This is a genomic window from Paenibacillus farraposensis, from assembly GCF_020736845.1.
Classification (GTDB): Bacteria; Bacillota; Bacilli; order Paenibacillales; family Paenibacillaceae; genus Paenibacillus; species Paenibacillus farraposensis.
The window spans coordinates 82,359-101,302 of sequence record NZ_JAFFQR010000019.1 but is presented as its reverse complement, the minus strand read 5'-3'; the positions used below and the strand labels follow the sequence as shown (position 1 = coordinate 101,302).

Genomic DNA, 18,944 nt, shown 5'->3' with positions numbered 1-18,944 from the left:
GTGTACACAATATGGACAGAATGAATGAATTGGTGTGGCAAAGAAACAAACTTGTGATTATTATTTTTTGGGTGCTGACCTTAAGCGGATTTGTCCCGGCATTAACTGATCCTTCGATGCTGGTACCTAGTGTTATAGGATTAGTTATCATTGTATCTCTGACGGTGCTGAATGTGAGAAAGAAAGCAATCCGTGTAATTCCGTGGATTATTACGGTTTCCATTGTATTTAGATGTGTAGAGTATAGCTTGTCGAGTGTGGATGTGAGTTTTACGATCTTAATGTCCTCCTTGCTTTTGCTGTACCCGCCTTACCGTTATTTCCTGGTGGCTATAAGCATAAACATAATTAATATTTTTGTGCAAATTACAATCGGTACGCCTGCGATTCTTCCTTCTGTCGGATCGCTACGCTATGTTAATGAGTTTTTTCTTGCTGCATTAATTGGTTCACTGCTGTTAGTAGTATCCGTGCTGAATCAAAAGCAGTTTCAGAAAAGTGAGGAGCAAAATCAGGCTATTAGTGATTCGAGACAGCATATTGAGTTTCTGCTGGATCAGGTTAGACAAGCGGTGGCCGGATTGTACAGCTTTACTGAACGATTTAGAAATCAGGTGGATGCTACGGGGAGTGTGACGAATGAAGTGGCCCTCGGTTTTCAGGAGGTTGCCAAAGGGGTAGAAATGCAAGCTTCGAATATCACGGAGATAACGGATAATTTGTCCAAATCTGACCAGCATGTTCGTTATGTAGCCGATCATTCCCGGGAATTGAAGCAGCTATCGGAAGATACAAAAAATGCCGGGGGAAAAGGTAGCAGTCAATTGCTTGCATTAACGTCGCAAATTACGGATTTGAGTCAGGTCATGAGCCATACCAAAGAAGAAGTGGATAAGTTTAAAACACAAAGTGATAACATGTCTGCCATGCTTAACGATATTACTCGAATTTCGAAACAGACTAATTTGCTGTCCTTGAATGCATCTATTGAAGCTGCCAGAGCAGGAGAGCATGGCAAAGGATTCGCCATTGTGGCTGGCGAGGTACGTCATTTGGCTGAAATGGTAGGGGATACCTCGGTAGCGATGGAAGGTATTTTGACCCAATTGAGAACACAGATGGATTCTGTCGTAAGTCAATTTGAAATTGGGCAGCAACGATTGCAGCAAAGTATGGAGTCGGCACATTCCACCGAAGTTGTACTGGAGGATATCCTGCAAAATGCCAATAAAGTGCTGCTGCAGGCTGTGGATGTGGAAGCCAGCACGAATAGTATGCAGCAATTTTCATCCCAGGTCGTTCAAGAGATGACTGAATTTGCAAGTCTAACGGAACAAGCAAGTGCAGCTTCAGAGCAAATTTTGGCCGGGGTAGAGGAGCAACGAAGCATAACCTCCAACATGGTGGGTGGATTTACTGAGCTGGAGGCGCTGATTGTGCAGTTGAAAGAGCTGGTAGAGGTACGGAATGAGAACGGTAGCCCTACCGGAGCGGCAAAAGCAAATAACCGAACAACAGCATCATAGGGCTAAATAAGCCGGGGGGTATCGTGATCAAGCGGTATTCCCCGGTTTTGCTATATTTACTTGGAAGATGGTGGTATAATTTGTGGCAGTTTAAATGTTGATTAGAGGGCGACGGAAAGCAAGCATCCATGCCCCAAATGGCATGATTCATATTGAAATATCTGAATAGCCGAATAGGAAAAGAAGGCTTGCTGAATGGTATTTTATGTGGGAGGAACGCATGTGAACGCCTTGTTGGAAATGCTGATGCAGCTGTTTGAGCGCGCAGCGCTGTTGCTGATTTGTTTATTTTTTATTACCCGTGTCCCACAGTTTAAGGAAACACTGCAAAAGCGCAGCCATTCTCCAGGTGAGCTGACACTGTTAACGATGATATTTTGTATGTTTGCATTGTTCGGCACGTACACCGGGATTGAGGTTGAAGGCTCGCTGGTTAATGTTCGTATCATTGCCATTATGTCGGGCGGTATTTTGTTCGGACCGTGGGTGGGGATCATTACAGGGATTATATCGGGGATCCATCGTTATCTGATTGATATCGGGGGAGTGACCTCCATTCCATGTCTGATTACCAGTATTTTGGCTGGTGTGGTGTCAGGCTACATTGGCCGCCGCGTTGATCGTTCCAAGCGATGGCTGGTGGGTATTGCCGCAGGAATGATTTGTGAAGCGTTAACGATGCTGCTGATTCTGCTGATGGCGCAACCGTACGAGCTGGGACTGGACATTGTGTCCAAGATTGGGCTGCCGATGATTATCGGGGAAGTCAGTATCGGTCTCATCGTCCTGTTAATTCAAAGCGTTGAGGGGGAAAAGGAAAATATCGCAGCCAGACAGGCCAAGCTGGCACTGGATATTGCCAATAAGACGCTGCCTTATTTCCGCTCCATTAATGCGGAATCCCTGCGTACCATTTGTTCAATTATCAAGGAGGATATCAAAGCCGACGCCGTTGCGATTACCGATATTCGAAATGTACTGGCCTATGTCGGCTTTGGTGAGGAACGTTATCACATCGGTGACGAGATTATTAGCGATGTAACCAAAGCGACGATTCGAAGCGGTAAAATCACCATTCGCAATCATATTGCCGATGACAAAACGCCCCAGATCCAATCCCTGCTTATTATTCCGCTGGAGGAGCGGGGCGAGGTAACCGGAACGCTGAAAATTTACTACCGCAAAGCATATAAAATCACCTATCCGCTGCAGACGATGGCGATCGGCCTGTCTCAAATCATTTCCACGTTGATGGAAGTGTCGCGTGTAGAGCAAATTAAGGAGGCAGCGAACAAAGCAGAATTGAAGGCATTGCAGACGAAAATCAACCCCCACTTTCTGTTCAATGCGCTGAACGCGATCGCCTCCACGACACGCACCAAGCCGGATAAGGCGCGCGAGCTGATCATTAATTTGTCAGGCTATCTACGCTATAATCTGGAGCTCAACGACGAGCTGATCGAAATCCACAAGGAGCTGCAGCAGGTGTCCGATTATGTGGAAATTGAAAAAGCGCGCTTTGGCAATCGGCTTCAGGTGGAATATGTGATGGATGAGGTGTCTGTACGTATTCCAAGCCTGATTATCCAGCCGCTGGTTGAAAATGCGATTAATCACGGAATACTGAAAAAAAAGGGGCCAGGTACAGTGACGATTTCTGTACAGGATCGGGGGGAAAAGGTACGGATTTCCGTGGCAGATACCGGGGTGGGTATACGCGACGAGGTTGTAGATAATCTGTATCATGATCGTGTTCCGGCCAAACAAATAGGTTTATATAATGTTCATAGGCGACTCAAGCTCATGTACGGTGAAGGAGTTGTTATTCTCAAGCATGAGCCGGGCACCGAAGTTTATTTTGACATACCAAAGGAGAAGTCATGAAGGCCATCATTGTAGAGGACGAAATTCCGGCACGCGAAGAGCTGGAGTATCTTATTGAGACCCACAGCAGCATTGAGGTGACGAATAGCTTCGAGGACGGATTGGATGTATTCCGGTTTTTGCAGGAGCAGGAGACGGACGCCATCTTTCTCGACATTAACATTCCTTCGCTGGACGGGATGCTGCTGGCTCAGAATATTAGCAAATTTGCCAGGAAGCCTTATATTATTTTTACGACCGCCTATAAAGAGCACGCGGCACAGGCTTTTGAACTGGAGGCATTCGACTACATTCTCAAGCCCTATGATGAAAAACGGATTGCCGCCATGCTGCGCAAGCTGGAACAGGCCTATGAGCAGCGGAATGCCCAGTTACAGGATACGACCCTGCTCACACAGCCTCGAGCTGCCGATCCAAGCACGGTCAACGCTTCAAGCCGCATCAACCTGTTGAAAAACGACAAAATCATCGTGACCGATGCGAACGATATTTACTATGCCTGTGCGCAGGAAAAGGTAACCCGTGTATTTACAAAAAATGAGGAATATACGATGCCGATGAGCATTTCGGAATTTCATGCGCGCTTGCCGCAGCATGATTTTTTCCGTTGTCACCGTTCCTACACGGTGAACCTGTCGCAGATTCGTGAAATTGTGCCCTGGTTCAATCATACGTATCTCCTGCGATTGCGCGGTCTGGACGTGGAGATTCCGGTAAGCCGCAGCAAAGCCAAGGAATTTCGGCAAATTATGCGAATATAAAGGCATTTCATTCCGCTATATGTGCATTTCATTCCTCAAATGAATTCTGGCTGAAATACGACGTTATAATGTTCCATGTAGAGAGAATCCTGAATAGACTTGCTCCTTCAAAGATGCAGGTGTATACCGGATTCCCGGTCATCATAACAACAACTGGATGCTATAGAGCCGGAATGAAAGAGGAGATTGCTATGAAAACAAACAGCGGAAACCGACTGCTGGTCGTGCTGGGAACGATCATTGTCCAGATGGGACTAGGAACGATTTATACCTGGAGTTTGTTTAATCAACCGCTGGTGGACCGCTTTGGCTGGAATCTCAGCTCGGTCGCCATTACATTTTCGATTACCAGCTTTGCGCTGGCGATTGCTACATTATTTGCAGGCAAGCTGCAGGATAAATGGGGGCTGCGCCGTCTGATTTTAGGTGCGGGTGTCCTGCTAGGCGCAGGGTTAATGCTCAGTTCGCAGGTAACCTCCTTGTCTCTGCTGTACATTTTGGCGGGGGTTGTCGTAGGCTTTGCGGACGGTACGGCCTATATAACATCATTGTCGAATCTGATCAAATGGTTCCCTGAGAAAAAAGGACTTATTTCCGGTATTTCGGTTGGGGCATATGGAACAGGCAGTCTTATTTTCAAATATATTAACGGTTCGCTGATTCAGTCCGTTGGTGTATCACAGGCATTTCTTGTTTGGGGGATTATCGTGCTCATCATGATCGCAGTTGGTTCTTTCCTGGTGCGGGAGGCGGTAGTCGTGAGCAATCCTTCAACACAAAACGCGGACATGCCGCAGCGGGACTACACCGTGAAAGAGATGCTGCGCACCAAGCAGGCCTATCTGCTGTTCGTGATGTTCTTCACCGCTTGTATGAGTGGTTTGTACCTGATTGGGGTCGTTAAGGATATCGGCGTACGGATGGCGGGCCTGGATGTGGCTACAGCCGCCAATGCGGTCGCTATGGTCGCTATTTTCAACACAGCAGGCCGGATTATTTTAGGTGCACTATCAGATAAGGTGGGCCGTCTGAAAGTGGTAGCGGGTGCATTGCTGGCAACAGCGGCAGCGGTTACGGTGCTTAGTCTGGTACCTCTGAACTATGGTTTGTTCTTTGCCTGCGTAGCAGGAATCGCCTTCTGCTTCGGCGGCAACATTACCGTCTTTCCGGCCATCGTAGCTGATTTCTTTGGACTGAAAAATCAAAGCAAAAACTATGGTATCGTGTATCAGGGCTTTGGGCTTGGTGCACTGGCGGGATCTTTTATCGCAGCCTTGCTCGGCGGCTTTATTCCGACCTTCACTACCATTGCCGTGCTGTGTGTTGTATCGTTCCTGATTGCGCTTACGATCCGTACGCCGGGTCAAGGCAATTCGCGGAGTCAACGGAAAAAACATAACCTTTCCGTACGCAGCATAAAGCCTGAAACAAAACTGGGTTAAACAGGCCCTGAGAAAAAAGGACCAGATGAATGCCAAAAGACCTGTCATCATTCCTATATGGGAAATGCTGGCAGGCTATTTGTTTTTCCATCAATCTTTTTTACAGTATAATAAAAAGAAGTGGAATAAGCCGATATATACAAAGATATAAGCGAAGAACCTGACAGGAGGACGAGTCATGATCGTAAATACAAGTGGCAATCTGCTTGCTCGCAATACGAAGCTGCGAAATACATATCAAATTCGGAGCGCCTTGTCCCGCAGTGAGCTGGCCATCGTGTATACGGCAAGGCTGTTGGATAATCGGGAAAAGGTCATTGTGAAGGAGTTTTTTCCGAGTGCATTGGCATTGCGGGGATCGGACCGAAAAACAGTAACCTGCGGTGCGTCTATGCAATCCAAATATATGGAGTTTATGCATTATTTTTTACGTGAAGGGCAAATGCTCAAGGAGCTGAGTCACCCGGGGATCGTTGGTTATATAGATCATTTTGAGGAAAATGGAACCGCTTATCTGGTGATGGAATATTGTGCAGGCAAGACGCTGGACAGGGTGATGAAAGAAGGGTCTGGGCTCATGTCCGATCCTGCCTTTTTGTGCCATGGACTGTTGTCTTTAATTGATGCCATAGAGTACATTCACGACAAGGGTATTATTCATCGGGATATTAAGCCTGGTAATATTATGATTGGGGAAAACGGGTGTACCAAGCTGCTTGATTTCGGCTCGGCTGTACATTTTGAAGGCAAAGAGCATCCGATCTTCACGACGGCAGGCTACTCTCCGCTGGAGTTCTATTCTAACCGCTCGCAGCAGGGGCCTGTATCGGATATCTATAGCTTGGCCGCCACGCTCTATTATTGCCGAAAAGGGTCACCTCCACCGGATGTGCCGGGCAGACTGTTTGCAGATCGGACTGACCGGATTCGGATCGAAAATGCAGGGCTTTCCCTGCTGCCGTATGTCATTCGGCGCGGTCTGGAGGTACAGGCGAACAAGCGCTGCCGCTCGCTCAGATGGTTCAAGGCAGCACTGCGTGCGGAATATTGGATAAAAAAAGGGAAGCACTCCACCCTTACGGTTCGTTAACCGTAAGAGTGGGAGCCTCCCTTTTTTAGATTATAGAAACTATTAATTTTCAGCGGAGCTGAGCCATTCTATCATCGCAAGCAAAACTTCCCCTAAGCGCGGTCTGACATCCGTGAAAGTACGCCGACAAACGTTTCTCTTATTATTTGCTCGACAATGAAGTTATCCTGCCGGAGCTTGAATATGGTCGGTGTATACGGAGGTATTGGGCTTAATCGCTTTGTAGCGCAGCTCGACTTCAGTTACACCGTCCTCGAACGTGATGTACAGCTTGTCACCGTACTCCATTACCGCTTTTTTATTGCGAGTCATTCTGACTTTTCCGTGCTGCAGGGCGCAGCGTGTATCATGTTTGACAACCAGACTGCCCTTTTTACCTGCGAAAAACAGGATTCGCTCTGCTTCTGGCAGCGGTTCATGAACGTCCAGCGTACGGAACAATTCCTGCAAGCTAACCTTTCGGCCCGGGAAGGAGGTAAGCGGCCAGGATTTTACCGGAATCTCCTGTCCACTGGCCGTGGCGAGGAAATATCCTTCGAGTCTGCCTGCAAACTGCGGTTTGGGCCGCAAAAACCAGTACAGAAGCGCCGCCGCCACGATACTGATAGCGACCGTCCATTTTATGACGGTATACCGGGACTGCACGGAAACGTTCAGCGTAGCACTGCTGGATGCTCCTTCCGGATCGGTAGCGGTAATCTTCAACTCGGAGTCACCCGTATGAAGCTCGGATAACAGCAGCTCGCCACCGTTGATCTGAGCGCTGGCCGCCTCGCCAGCGGCTCCTGCATTCAGCTTGTAGGTCAGCTTGTCATGATTCGGATCGGCGAAAAAATCCGATAAATTTCGGCGGGCATCACCGTCTTCTTTCATCAGACGAATGGTCAGGTCTTTTAAGACCTGCGGTGCTGCATTGGCTGCGTGAACCTTATGTACACTTCCCTTACGGTACCATTGCGGGCTGTCCAGCGATAGCTGCCACGTATAATCCCCTGTTTGCGGGAACGCATATTCGGTATGGAAAGCTCCATCCTTATAGGTCATTGGCACCTTTTTGACTATGCCACCCCGTGCAGGAGTAATAATAATATGAGCCTGGAGAGACGTATATACGGCTTCATCTGTCAGCCGCCCGCCGTCCGGCAACAGGAGCTGGGCCTGAAACGGTATGGCTTGACCCTTCAGCAGTTGCACCGGCTTGTTGCCGGGGGCTGCTGCTCCCTCTTTCCCTCCCATGGCAGCTTCGGCTTCCAGCCGATAGCTGCCGAGCAAATTGATTTTGACCAAATCTCCGCGTATACCCCGCAGCTTCAACTTTAGCTTGCCTGCCTGAGGATGCTCAATTTTGAAAATCGCATAGCGGCTCGACTTGTACCTGCGCACATTTTCCGAGTTGGCATACAGCTGTGTTTCCTGAAGAGGATGATCGGACAAAAGCACCAAATTTGCCTCCTCCATACTGGAGTCTGGCAGGTTGACTGTTAATTCCTGCATCGCGCCCGTGGTCGTAATGGCAGCAACCGGCACGAGCTTGGAACGAATTTGACTGGCGAAAATACGGTTCAAAATCTCAGGCAGATCCTCGGCACTACTTGTAATAAAAGAAGCTCCCCCCGTTTGAGAAGCAATCCGCTCCAGCTCTTGCCGATTCACCGTACCGTCATGATTCAGACCGATGGTATACACCGGATATCCCCTGGTCTTTGCAGATTGGATGACAGAAGCGACATCGTTGCTGGAATCCCCCTTCGTTCGGGAACCGGAGGAGGCGCCAAAGTCTGTCTCACCATCGGACAGCAGGATCATAAAAGGCTGACGTCCCTTGGATGCTCCGGCTGCAAGCAATTCCGAGCCCTTGCGCAATCCAAGCCCCAGATCGGTATAACCGGAACGGTTTAGCGTTCTGATTTCCTGCTGAATTTGCGATTTTTGCGCAGCTACGGCAATCGAGGTCAGCGATTTGGAAGCGACGATGTGATGATTGTAGGCGACGAAGCCGACGCGTGTACGGTCTGCATCACTCAGATCCATAAACATATTGATCACTTCGGCGGCAATGCCCTCGGGATCGGTGTCCCTCATAGAATAACTGGTATCCAGTACAAAAACAGCATCATAACCTTCAATCGGAGCAGTCCCCGAAGATGCTGCATTCGCCTGATTTACAGTGAAAATGCCCCCATATAAGCCTGTTTGAAAAAATAGTGCGAAAGTCATAAAAATGATGATCCCTAGTTTCCTTGTTCTAAACATAAGCTCCTCCATCGACGAGGCCGATGCGGGTGTTCTGGCTCTCCTAATCCTTGGGATAGAAGGGATAAAGGATCAAAATCGCTGCAAAACCTCACATTAGCCATGAATTTGATACATTTACGCTTATTAAAAATATCTAATTGGGTTTCTATCGGCAACAAAGTATAATTTGTGAATATTTCCCTGTAGAAACAGGTCTAACATATCATAAAAATTACGTATTTACGCATAAAATGAGTCAAAATACCCTGTTTAAATCTGGGGCTACAGAAATTGACAAAACTAAAGATTGCTTTGTATGATAGCTTTCGTATCAGCGGCAAAAATTGGGATTGAAGTTAGGAATGCGAAATCAATACATTAAGATTTCTGTGTTATCTGACTCTTTAAATTTAAATTTAAATTAAATCTCTATTTAAATTTTTTGCCGTTCAAGGTTAAATCACGCTTCGGACTGATTTTCGAGGTTACATGCCTGTGCCGTGAATACGGTATAAGCCGAATCCTTTAGCCAATCTGAATGTTATGTAGGGGGGAGGAGGCAAATGAACTAATAATGAGCAGCCGTCTACTCTTAATTGGACACCCTGTGTCCGTACATGGAGCATGGACCTATACTCATCTTTTATTCGTTTGCCGACAGCGATGGAAATCATTTATCAAACGAACCGGACCATGCTTTTTGAAGAAATTAACCCGGAAAAGCTGGACCTGATCACCATAGTAGGTGATGTAAAAGGTATTGACAGCTTGAGTGACGAGAAGATCAAGGAAATTAATGAGCACCTTCTGGTGCGCAGCTTTGATGAATTTTTGGACAAGTTTTCACCGACCGTGTATTCGTTTTTTAATGCGGCTAACCAAAAAGTGGTCTATACCCTTAAAAAGCCGGAGGGGATCGATGAGGACAGCATTTCTGAAATTCGTATTAATCAAAGCAATGATTTTCTGAAAATGTTGTTTACGCTCATTGATACCAAGCGCAGTCAAGGCATCACCAATGTGGATTTCAAGTTTGAAAATCTGCTGGATATGATTTCTCCGAAAAAGGTTATGGATGATATTCGCCAGGTCCGCAAAGAGATTCATTATATGTACGGTGAATACGAGAAGCTGGATGATGGCGATCCAAAGAAACTCGACATGGGCGACAAGCTGAATGCCATGTTTGAGGAAGCGAGCCAGAACTACAACAATGTGATGGCTATGCTGCCACTGGCAATTGAGGATATTAAAACCCGTCTTCTGCTAGGTGGCGCTCAAGAGGAGAACTCCGGTGAGCTGATCCAGGTGGGGATGCTTTCTATTGGAGAAAGCGGCGAATTGAAAATTATCGAAGCGCCGAAGAGCGAAGGCACCGAGCTGATGCTGCTGGATGAAAATAGCACCGGCGATCTGTCTCAGGTGTTCGAGCAAGATTATAACTCCATCACAGATACGCCTTCCGATTATGTGAAGGATTTGGTGGTTCGTACATTTGTGCCGCTGCCAGCTGTTCAGACTAAAGTGGATACAGCAGTTGAAGTGCAGAACTACAACACGTATCTGGAGTTCTATAAAAATGCGAAGGACGATTTCGTAAAGGCTGTCAAGCCGCTTGTGGAAAAAATCCTTGGTGTGAAAATGTTCTTTGATCAATATGCAACAAAGAGCAAGGGAATGCTGCCGACAATGCTGGTGGCCAACAACAAGCTGGACATGCTGGTAAAAAGCAGCAACATCCCGCGTCTGGAAACGTACCTGAACACGGTCAATGCTAAAAATGAATTCAGCGACACGATCTGGTTTGGTATCGTCCCATCTATTGAGCTGGAAGCGGCCGGTAAGGTTAAGGTTACACGAGAACGCTTCAAGGGCAACGAGAAGGTGGTTAAGCAGGGTGGAAATTCCATGGAATCTCTTTCGATGCTGCTGCAGGTCGTGAAGGATTACAAAATTCAAATGTTCTTTAATTTTGAATCCGGTGAAGAAACAACCTTCAACAGCATGGCGACAGCTGGAATTGACAAATATATCGACAAGTGCTCCACTCTCGTTCGCCGAGAATACAGCGAATTTGCGATTCCTTGTGTACCGAACTTTACGATTATTCCAAAGGATAAATCGGGTGTCATTATCGACAGCAAAATGCTGCAAACTGAAAGCGGTGTACAGCTCTCCAAGGAAAAAGAGGATATTCTCAAACTGTGGATCGAGGGCGTTTATGTGGGGGCAGCCTACGTTGCCGCTGGTTTGGTCGCTGCTTATCAATGTCCGGAGTATCTGCGTGAGACCTTCAAAACGGTCAACAAAAACTACCCTGGCGTACGCTTCGACATCGAAGCGGGAGACAACAGTCTGCGCACAGTGACGACGATGGCCAAGGAAATCACCGGTTTCACCAACACGATCAAGGATGCCATTAACCGCAAAAACTTCGGTTTTGTATTCTCGTCAGAGAATGCTCAGCTCCAGGAAAAGGATATCCGCCGGATTACCGTCTACAAGGCGAGAAGCATGGCGATGTCCGAAGATGGCTTTGACTCCATCTACAAGACGCTGGTTAGCACGTACATTGAACGTATTTTGCGTTACCAGACAGGGGACTTCAAGCACGAAAATATCGTCCGCTTCTTCAGTAACAATCCGAGCAGCCAGAAGAGCAAGTGGCTGGGCAGCAGAGGATCTGTTAACTCGATCATTCAGGACGGGGACGATATGAGTTTCATCATTGATGAGAAAAGCAATATGTGCCATATCGATCTGGTCTTCAACGGCAATGTGAAGAACCTGGAAGTCATGATTACTAAAGGAACCAGCTCGGTCAAAGCATGATCCGAGCGCTGCGAAAGATGTTAGAGGCGTTTCTATCCAGAACCGCCTTTACACATAAATTGCGGAGAAGCTCTGCTTCTCCCGCTATCATATTACCCCAATTCAAGGAGGCAACACACATGGGATTCAAACTGAAAGTAGAAGGACAAGAAACAATCGAGCTGGGCTTGGATAACATCCAAACGGTTATTTACGACACCGATACACCAGACGACTCCAATGCACGCTCCACAGATGTAGGCTCCACGCTGCGCATCACTGGTAAAATCATCACAGCCGTAGACGGTGACAGCGCGGATGACACGCTGAAACTGGCTTTGTGGTCCCTCGTTCCTGCTGAAAAAGCAGACAGCTACCGCAAAGTAACACTGGAAGTTATCGCAGCTGATCAAGTGGTGCGTAAAATCTACTTCCCGAACGCGTTCGTTGTTGACTACACAGAGCACTTCGGCGACACAGAAGGTGTGGGTGGGTTTACACTCTACATCAAACAAAAGAAAGACAAAACCGAACTGGCTACGATCGACGGCGGATATCCGGTTTAAGTTTGATCGCTTAACGTCAGGCGTAGCTTGATCACACACTCGCCCCGCGCTTAAAACGCAGGGTGGATAAATATTAAGAGGCCTATCGGGTCTCTTAATATTTATTTTTTTCGGAGAGGGGAACAGCATATCATGACCAACTACTATGAGCTGCTCGGTGTCAGCCGGGATGCTTCGGAGACAGAAATTAAGCAGGCTTACCGCAAACTGGCCAAAAAGTATCATCCTGATACCAACCAGGGAAGCGAGGAGGCCACGCGCAAGTTCAAGCTGATTCACGAGGCTTATAATACCTTGCGTGACGAAGCATTGCGGCAGGCATACGATGCCGAGCTCATCCGAAAAGCTGAGGGAGCTGGCGGACAGCAGCAAGAGCGAGGCAGAGGAGCTGCTGCAAATTCCGGAGGTGCGCGCAGGGCAGCCAAAGGCTTTAATCCGGCTGACATTGGCAGCAATTTTGAGCAATTTTTCGGCTTTCACCCGAAAACGAAGGAGGGCTCGCCTGGGAAGAACACGAAAAAGTCCGGCGATCCGACGGATACCTCAGCAATGTTTAACCAGTTTTTTGGTATTCGTAAAAAGTGAAGATTTCAGGATGGAAACGGGGGAAGCAAGCAGTGAAAACGGCGCAGAACAGACGGGTGTTCATCATAGATGTTGCCATGTTCGGGCTGATGCTGGCGATCGCCTTTTATGTATTTAATCGTACAGGCTACAGCGGTTTGAAAACCGTGGTCGCGATAGGTATTGGAATCGGCGTGCTTGTATACATGCTGCGCAATCTGGTGTCCGTGGTACCCGTGGCAAAGTCGGAGGCACAGCACGATCGGATTGCCAAACTGGTGCTGATTGATGAGGAAGGCGAGTCCATTAAGGAATGGTATATCGAAGGTGAAACCTCACTCTTGATCGGCAAAACAACGTCCCGCTCTGAGGCGGATATTGATCTGGCGCATACCGACTATGCATCTCTGATAAGTGCAGAGCATGCGGTGCTGAACCGGGTGGACAGCGACTGGTTTGTGGAGGATGTGGATTCCGGAAACGGGACGGGTTTGCGTCCTGCCAAGGAAAGCGTGACAAAAAAGCTGGAAAGCGGCGAGCCTCACCGTATTTACTCAGGTGATTTGTTATACATCGCTAATACGAGGCTGCTTGTTAAATAACTGCGGATTTTGCATAATCCATAGTTCGCTGGCAAGACAATCATGACAATGGGGGAAAGAAACGACGATGAGTTTGACAAGATGCCCGAACGGACACATGTTCAGTACACGCAAGCACGGAAATACGTGTCCTTATTGTAATACGGTAGTAAATACAGCCGCGCCCAAGAGCGTGGAGACGGCGGCGAGAACAAATGCCGTAGCAGATGATGACAAAACGATGCCGTATTTGGGCGAAACGGTGGGGATTCACCCGGTAACTGGATGGCTGGTCTGTATTGAAGGAGCACAGGTGGGTCAGGATTATCGCATTATGGCGGAGAAAAACTTTATCGGACGCGCTGAGGAAATGCATGTCCGCATTATCGGGGACAACACGATATCCCGCAGAAATCATGCGGTCATTGTGTATGACCCGAAGAAACGCAACTTCTTTTTGCTGCCAGGGGATTCATCAGGCTTGGCATACCATAATAATGAAGCGGTATATTCGCCGGTAGAGCTGGCTGCTTATGACGTAATTCAGTTAGGACGCAGCAAGTTTATCTTTATCCCGTTGTGCGGCGCCCATTTTGAATGGGATAACGAAAACTAGAACGGAAGTGGGCAATGGTACAGGGAGGTAACGATATGCAGCCTTATGTTGTTGTTTGCGGAGCTGCGGTGCTATTCGCTGTTCTTCTCATCATCCGTATGCGACTGACACGAAGCTTCGGCGGCCGAACCGTGAGTGGAATTGAGATCGGGAATGGTCAAACGATTGGAAGTCGAAGCGAGCAGGATGATTATTTTGCGAGTATGACGACACCTGTCGGTACGCTCGCTGTTGTCGCAGACGGCATCAGCGGACTGGAGAATGGACGCATGTCCAGTACATTGGCTGTAACGACCTTTACAAAGGCGTTTGCCAAGCTGGAGGATGCCTCGAATCTGAATGCATATTTTGCAGGGGCGGCAGCCCAGAGCAACCGCGGCATCTTGCAAAACCTGAATGGGCAGGGCGGAGGAACGACGCTGGCGGCGGTCATTGTGCGCGGCTATCAGCTGTATTACGGAGCGGTAGGCGATAGTCTGATTATGATTTACCGCAATGGCCATTTCAAGACGGTCAACTCCAAGCATACGGCAGAAACATTGCTGGAGGAACAGGTGCTGGCCGGACACATGACCTCGGAGGAAGCCAAAACGAGTCCTGTACGCAATCAGCTGGTCAATTATTTGGGTTATGAGGGCTTTGAGAGCATGGAGCTGGGCGCTGCCCCGATTCGCCTGTATGCGGGTGATCATGTTTTGTTGTGCAGCGACGGGATTCAGGAGGCGTTGACAGAGATTGAGCTCGAAGAGATCATGCGTCAAGGCGGCACGCCGCAGGAAATGGCGGATACGATGATCGACGCCATTCATAATAAAGGCTTTAAAAGTCAGGATAATGCGACGGTTATTATTTTGGCGATAGGATGAAACCAGAAAGACGGGGGTAGCGATGCGCAAGGACAACAGCGATTTTAGTACCGCCTTTGTGTCGGAAGCGGGCTCTTACATAGACAACCGGGACTATTTTGCATTTATGGAGACGGACGACATGGCCTGTTATGTCCTCGCAGACGGTCTGGATTCGGATCAGGAGCTGCGCAGCGCGGAAATGGTTGTCAAAACGGTGCTGGAAAACTTCATGGAGAAGCCCTCCATGTCCAAACGGCGCCTGATGAGAGATCTGCGTGAAGCGCAGGAATGGCTGCAATTCGAAAGCCGCCGCGTTCGGCTCAAGGCCAGTCTGTTGATGGTAGTGACCAACTACAACAAAATGGTATACGTATCATGCGGTAATGTGCGGCTATATCATTTTCGCAATGGACGGCTTAATTTTCGCAGCAAGGATCATAGCTTGGCACAGTCATTGGCGGATGACGGACGCATTCCGGACGAAGCGACCAGCACTCACGAGGAACGGGGCAATCTGCTGGAGTACCTGGGAAATCCGAATGGGGTCCATGCCCATTATACCAAAAAGACACAGCTGGCAGATGGAGATGTCCTGCTGCTTGCCACAGCCGGGATGTGGGAGGGCGTCGAGCTGGCGGAGATGCTCGGAGCGCTGGAGGAAGCGAAGGACCCGGTTATGCTGACAGATACGCTGGAAGAGGTGCTGCTGAGCAAGCAGCGCAAAGCGGTGAACAATTATACAGCCGCAGCCGTTTATGTTAACAAAGTATTTCAGGAAAAACCTAAAGACCGTCGCAAGCTGATCAAACGGATCTTGATTGGGTTGCTTGTCTTTATTGTTATGGGCACGGGAGCATGGATTACGCTGGCGCGCATGGCTGCAAATAAGGCGGCAGCACTGGAAGCGATGGTTGAATCAGCGCAGGCTGCAGATGATTACGCCAGAGCAGGGGATTATGCGAAGGCACTCAAATCCTACAGCGAGGCAAAAAACGCTGCCGTTAAAATCAACGATAAAATTCACAAGCGATTATATACAGGCGAGCAAAAAGTGGCTCAACTGATTGTTGACGGAGACGGTTATGTGGAAAAGGTGGACTTTGCGAAAGCCGAAGCCAGCTACGAGAAAGCGCGGAAAACTGCCGGACTTTATCCGCCGTTTAATGTAAAGGATATTGAGCATAAAATCGGGCAGTTGGACAGCTATGCCGAGACCGCGAGCTGGATGAAGGACGGAGATTTGAAATTTCAGGGCGGCGATTACACGAATGCGCTCAAGCTGTACAAGAAAGCCAGCAAGGCTGCGCTGGAATCCGGGTACACATCCGCGCAAAAGGAGCTGGAAAAGAAGATTGCCGGGACCAATGACAAATTGGCAGCCATCCAGCAGCAGCTTAAGGAGATACAAGCCGGCAAGCTGCAGGCCAAAGGGGACCGGCTAATGAAGGATCTCGATTATGAAGGAGCCATTGATGCCTATAGCGGGGCGGAGGAGATTTATCAGGAGATCGATAAGCTCGAAAGCGTTCTGGCCATGGAGCGGAGCATCGCGAAGGCCGAGGAGAAGCAGAGTGCGGAGCAGCAGAAAAACAATCAGCCTCCAGCCGGATTGGGTTTGTCTGACGGAGCGCTGAACGATATGAATGCAGAGAACGCAACAGGTACAAGCCCGGCCTCCGCAGCCGCAACCCCTGCTGCTGCTTCGCAGCCAAAGGCTGCGGCGACGGGGTCAGCAGAGACTGGGGCCGTGAAGAAGGAGGCCTCCTCGTCCGCAGCCTCTCTTTCGCCTTCGAAAAGCAGCAGTACAGGCGATGGAAACGCCTCTTCAGCCAAGTCGGCTAACAGCAAGGAGCAAGGAGCAGCTGATTCTGCTTCTAAAGCAGCGGGAGCGTCCGGTTCGGCAAGTCAGGATCAGACTGCTGTGAATGGAAGCTAAGGTTTTCATGTTCAATGAATGCATGCTGGAGCCGGAAAGGAGTGAAATGCCGTGAAAGAACTAGTGCAGGACCGTTTGAGCAAAATGGATGATCTGGAGCAGAGACGTTTATTAAAAAATATGATGGCGGGGGTGTTTATGAACCTCGTCGAATATCAGGAAGAGATGACCCGCCAGCTAGAACGGCGGGTATTTGAGGAAATAGAGAATACGGAAGAAAAGTTTGACGTGTACGTGTCATTGACATCACGCGAGGACTATGATCCGATTCATGAATTTTTATACCCGGTGTTATTGTCCGATACAGAGGTAAAAAAGGTGGACATCAGCCGCGTGGCGGAGGTGGTTCGCGAAGGGGGAGCGATGCCGCTGTTCACCCTCTTTTTGGAGATGGAGACCGAACGAATTGAAGCGCTGGTGCGCAGCAAGCGGATTTTTGCAGGAGTGCTGGCAACGGAAACCGGAAATTATCCCATACGTTTTCGGCTGGAACACAATCGTTCCTATATTTTGGAGATTGAAAAACTGTATCATATGTTTTTGCAAAATGGCATGCCGTGGAAAACGATTAATCACCCGTACGCCTATAAATTCGTCGACTGTGTATTAATTGGTGGAGATGGTGAGCCTGCAGAATATGAGGAAATTCATGAAATTACGATCTCCTTGGAGGAGTTCGATGCTTTTAAAAAGGGCGATGTTTTTCCGCTTTGGAACATTGAACGGCTATCTCTAAAGAACAGCGGTTTTCCGATACCCGCTATGGATCGCGTGAACTATGAGCAAGTGCTGCCTTTGCGTAAAACAGGGCCTGAGCATGGTTATCTGATCGATGGAACGGAAGGAGATATCCGGTACATCAAGCGTACGGAAGAGGAACTGACGATTGTCACACCGCGGGACAAATCCGGTGAATGGAACGTGTTGAAGGTTACGAAGCCAGTCTCGACAAGACTTAGTCGGCAATCGTATCCGGTGTTGTCCAATCGGCGGCAGGACAGCTTTTTGGGTCGCTATGCAGGCAAGCAGGCCGTCATTGTCCGGGCCAAAGCGGAGATCACGCGGATCGTAAACTCGTTTGAAGCAGCACGAGGACTGGAGCTGGAGCGTGTGGACATCTGGGGAGGAGCAGGCAGAAACGAAGCGAGCAATCTGATCTCCGGAGTCCAGACGTATCCGCTAAATCCGTTTGTCAGCGATAATGTGCGGACAGAGGAAGGCAAGCAGATCATGCGGCTGGGGTTCAGACGTGCCTCTGAGGATGCTTCGTCAGCCTTGCCTGCTTATATTTTATCCGACCTGATGAGCTTTCTGGTGTCGGAAGTGCAAATGTATTTTCCGGAGTACAAATGTGAAGGAGAATGGGTGTGAACTACGTCTGGGATTTGCTCATGCGCGCGCGGGAACACGAGATGGATGTCAATACATTCCACTTCGTGCCTGCTGTCAGCTATTCTCCCTATATGGAGCTTAGTCTGGTCGATTTGAATACTTCCCAGCTGGAGCAGGTGGTGGAGATCAATCCATACTACCGCTTTTATTCTATTTTTCGGGACCTGTTTCCACCGGATGCTGAAGAGGGTCTGGAGCTGAGGGAATCGCTGTTTGATATCATGATGCATTTTCTGGCGGAAATTGATTTGTATCAAGGGATGAATCGGCGCGAGTATCACATTCGTTTTGTTCAGCGCGACATTGCTGACGGCATTTTTGGCTTGAAGGTGAAGGAAAGCTTTGAACAGTTAAACCGTGGGGAACAGGATGCGATTGCTGAAGGATTGCTGCGCCTGTATGAGACAGGGGAGGCTGTACATCTGTTAAAAGAAACAATGCGGCGTGTTTTTCATCGCTCGATCATTTATGCCAATTGCGAGGAAAAGGATGAACTGCTCATTTATATCGGCCAGGAGGAGACGCAACTGTCACGGATGAAAGTGGATTTAATTCTGGATTTGTTTCTTCCGGCACGTTTTACGACTGAGCTGTATTGGACCAGTCATTTCGGCATTTTGGAGGCAGACCCTACGATGAAAATAGATGCTATCGCCCTCTATTGAAGGTTAAAAGGCTAAGAAAGGACATGT

The 18,944-nt window shown here is 48.5% G+C and carries 15 protein-coding genes; 14 read left to right on the top strand and 1 reads right to left on the bottom strand.

The features are described 5' to 3' along the window. Positions 1–11: 11 nt before the first annotated feature. The 5 genes from JO375_RS04760 to JO375_RS04740 all read left to right on the top strand — a co-directional run bounded on the left by JO375_RS04760 (position 12) and on the right by JO375_RS04740 (position 6,703). A complete protein-coding gene (locus tag JO375_RS04760) occupies positions 12–1,526 on the top strand; it encodes a methyl-accepting chemotaxis protein (protein ID WP_229523377.1) in 1,515 nt (504 codons plus the stop codon). Between the two features lie 222 nt (positions 1,527–1,748). Beyond that, entirely contained in the window at positions 1,749–3,410 is a 1,662-nt protein-coding gene (locus JO375_RS04755) for a sensor histidine kinase (protein WP_229523376.1), read from the top strand. Beyond that, positions 3,407–4,171, top strand: a complete 765-nt coding sequence (locus JO375_RS04750) for a LytR/AlgR family response regulator transcription factor (protein ID WP_229523375.1) — start codon at positions 3,407–3,409, stop codon at positions 4,169–4,171. Before JO375_RS04755 ends, JO375_RS04750 begins: the two co-directional genes overlap by 4 nt. Positions 4,172–4,362: 191 nt before the next feature. After that, the gene (locus JO375_RS04745) at positions 4,363–5,613 is read left to right on the top strand and encodes an L-lactate MFS transporter (RefSeq protein WP_229523374.1); all 1,251 of its coding nucleotides are present in this window, start codon (positions 4,363–4,365) and stop codon (positions 5,611–5,613) included. Positions 5,614–5,791: 178 nt separating this feature from the next. Beyond that, positions 5,792–6,703, top strand: coding sequence for a serine/threonine protein kinase (locus JO375_RS04740; protein WP_229523373.1), 912 nt, complete (start codon positions 5,792–5,794; stop codon positions 6,701–6,703). 162 nt (positions 6,704–6,865) lie between these two features. Here JO375_RS04740 and JO375_RS04735 read toward each other — a convergent pair whose 3' ends face one another. Continuing rightward, positions 6,866–8,956, bottom strand: a complete 2,091-nt coding sequence (locus tag JO375_RS04735) for a vWA domain-containing protein (RefSeq protein WP_229523372.1) — start codon at positions 8,954–8,956, stop codon at positions 6,866–6,868. 645 nt (positions 8,957–9,601) lie between these two features. Between JO375_RS04735 and JO375_RS04730 the strand changes: the two genes are divergently transcribed. The 9 genes from JO375_RS04730 (at position 9,602) to JO375_RS04690 (ending at position 18,917) form a co-directional block, all read left to right on the top strand. Then, entirely contained in the window at positions 9,602–11,770 is a 2,169-nt protein-coding gene (locus JO375_RS04730) for a transcriptional regulator (RefSeq protein ID WP_229523460.1), read from the top strand. Positions 11,771–11,889: 119 nt separating this feature from the next. Next, positions 11,890–12,315 carry a membrane-associated protease 1 gene (locus JO375_RS04725; RefSeq protein ID WP_229523371.1) on the top strand — a complete coding sequence of 142 codons (426 nt, stop codon included), beginning with the start codon at positions 11,890–11,892 and terminating at the stop codon, positions 12,313–12,315. A gap of 132 nt (positions 12,316–12,447) precedes the next feature. Then, positions 12,448–12,900: a DnaJ domain-containing protein gene (locus JO375_RS04720; RefSeq protein WP_229523370.1), complete on the top strand. Its 453-nt coding sequence runs from the start codon at positions 12,448–12,450 to the stop codon at positions 12,898–12,900. Between the two features lie 32 nt (positions 12,901–12,932). After that, on the top strand, positions 12,933–13,481 hold the full coding sequence (locus tag JO375_RS04715) for an FHA domain-containing protein (RefSeq protein WP_229523369.1): 549 nt from the start codon (positions 12,933–12,935) through the stop codon (positions 13,479–13,481). A gap of 67 nt (positions 13,482–13,548) precedes the next feature. Continuing rightward, positions 13,549–14,076, top strand: coding sequence for an FHA domain-containing protein (locus JO375_RS04710; RefSeq protein ID WP_229523368.1), 528 nt, complete (start codon positions 13,549–13,551; stop codon positions 14,074–14,076). Between the two features lie 35 nt (positions 14,077–14,111). Then, positions 14,112–14,942 carry a PP2C family protein-serine/threonine phosphatase gene (locus JO375_RS04705; protein WP_229523367.1) on the top strand — a complete coding sequence of 277 codons (831 nt, stop codon included), beginning with the start codon at positions 14,112–14,114 and terminating at the stop codon, positions 14,940–14,942. Positions 14,943–14,964: 22 nt separating this feature from the next. After that, a complete protein-coding gene (locus JO375_RS04700; protein ID WP_229523366.1) occupies positions 14,965–16,860 on the top strand; it encodes a PP2C family protein-serine/threonine phosphatase in 1,896 nt (631 codons plus the stop codon). Positions 16,861–16,911: 51 nt separating this feature from the next. Then, positions 16,912–18,231, top strand: coding sequence for a normocyte-binding protein (locus tag JO375_RS04695; protein ID WP_229523365.1), 1,320 nt, complete (start codon positions 16,912–16,914; stop codon positions 18,229–18,231). Next, complete coding sequence (locus JO375_RS04690) at positions 18,228–18,917, top strand: iron-dependent peroxidase (RefSeq protein WP_229523364.1); 690 nt, start codon at positions 18,228–18,230, stop codon at positions 18,915–18,917. The genes JO375_RS04695 and JO375_RS04690 overlap by 4 nt, the downstream gene beginning before the upstream one ends. Positions 18,918–18,944: the final 27 nt, after the last annotated feature.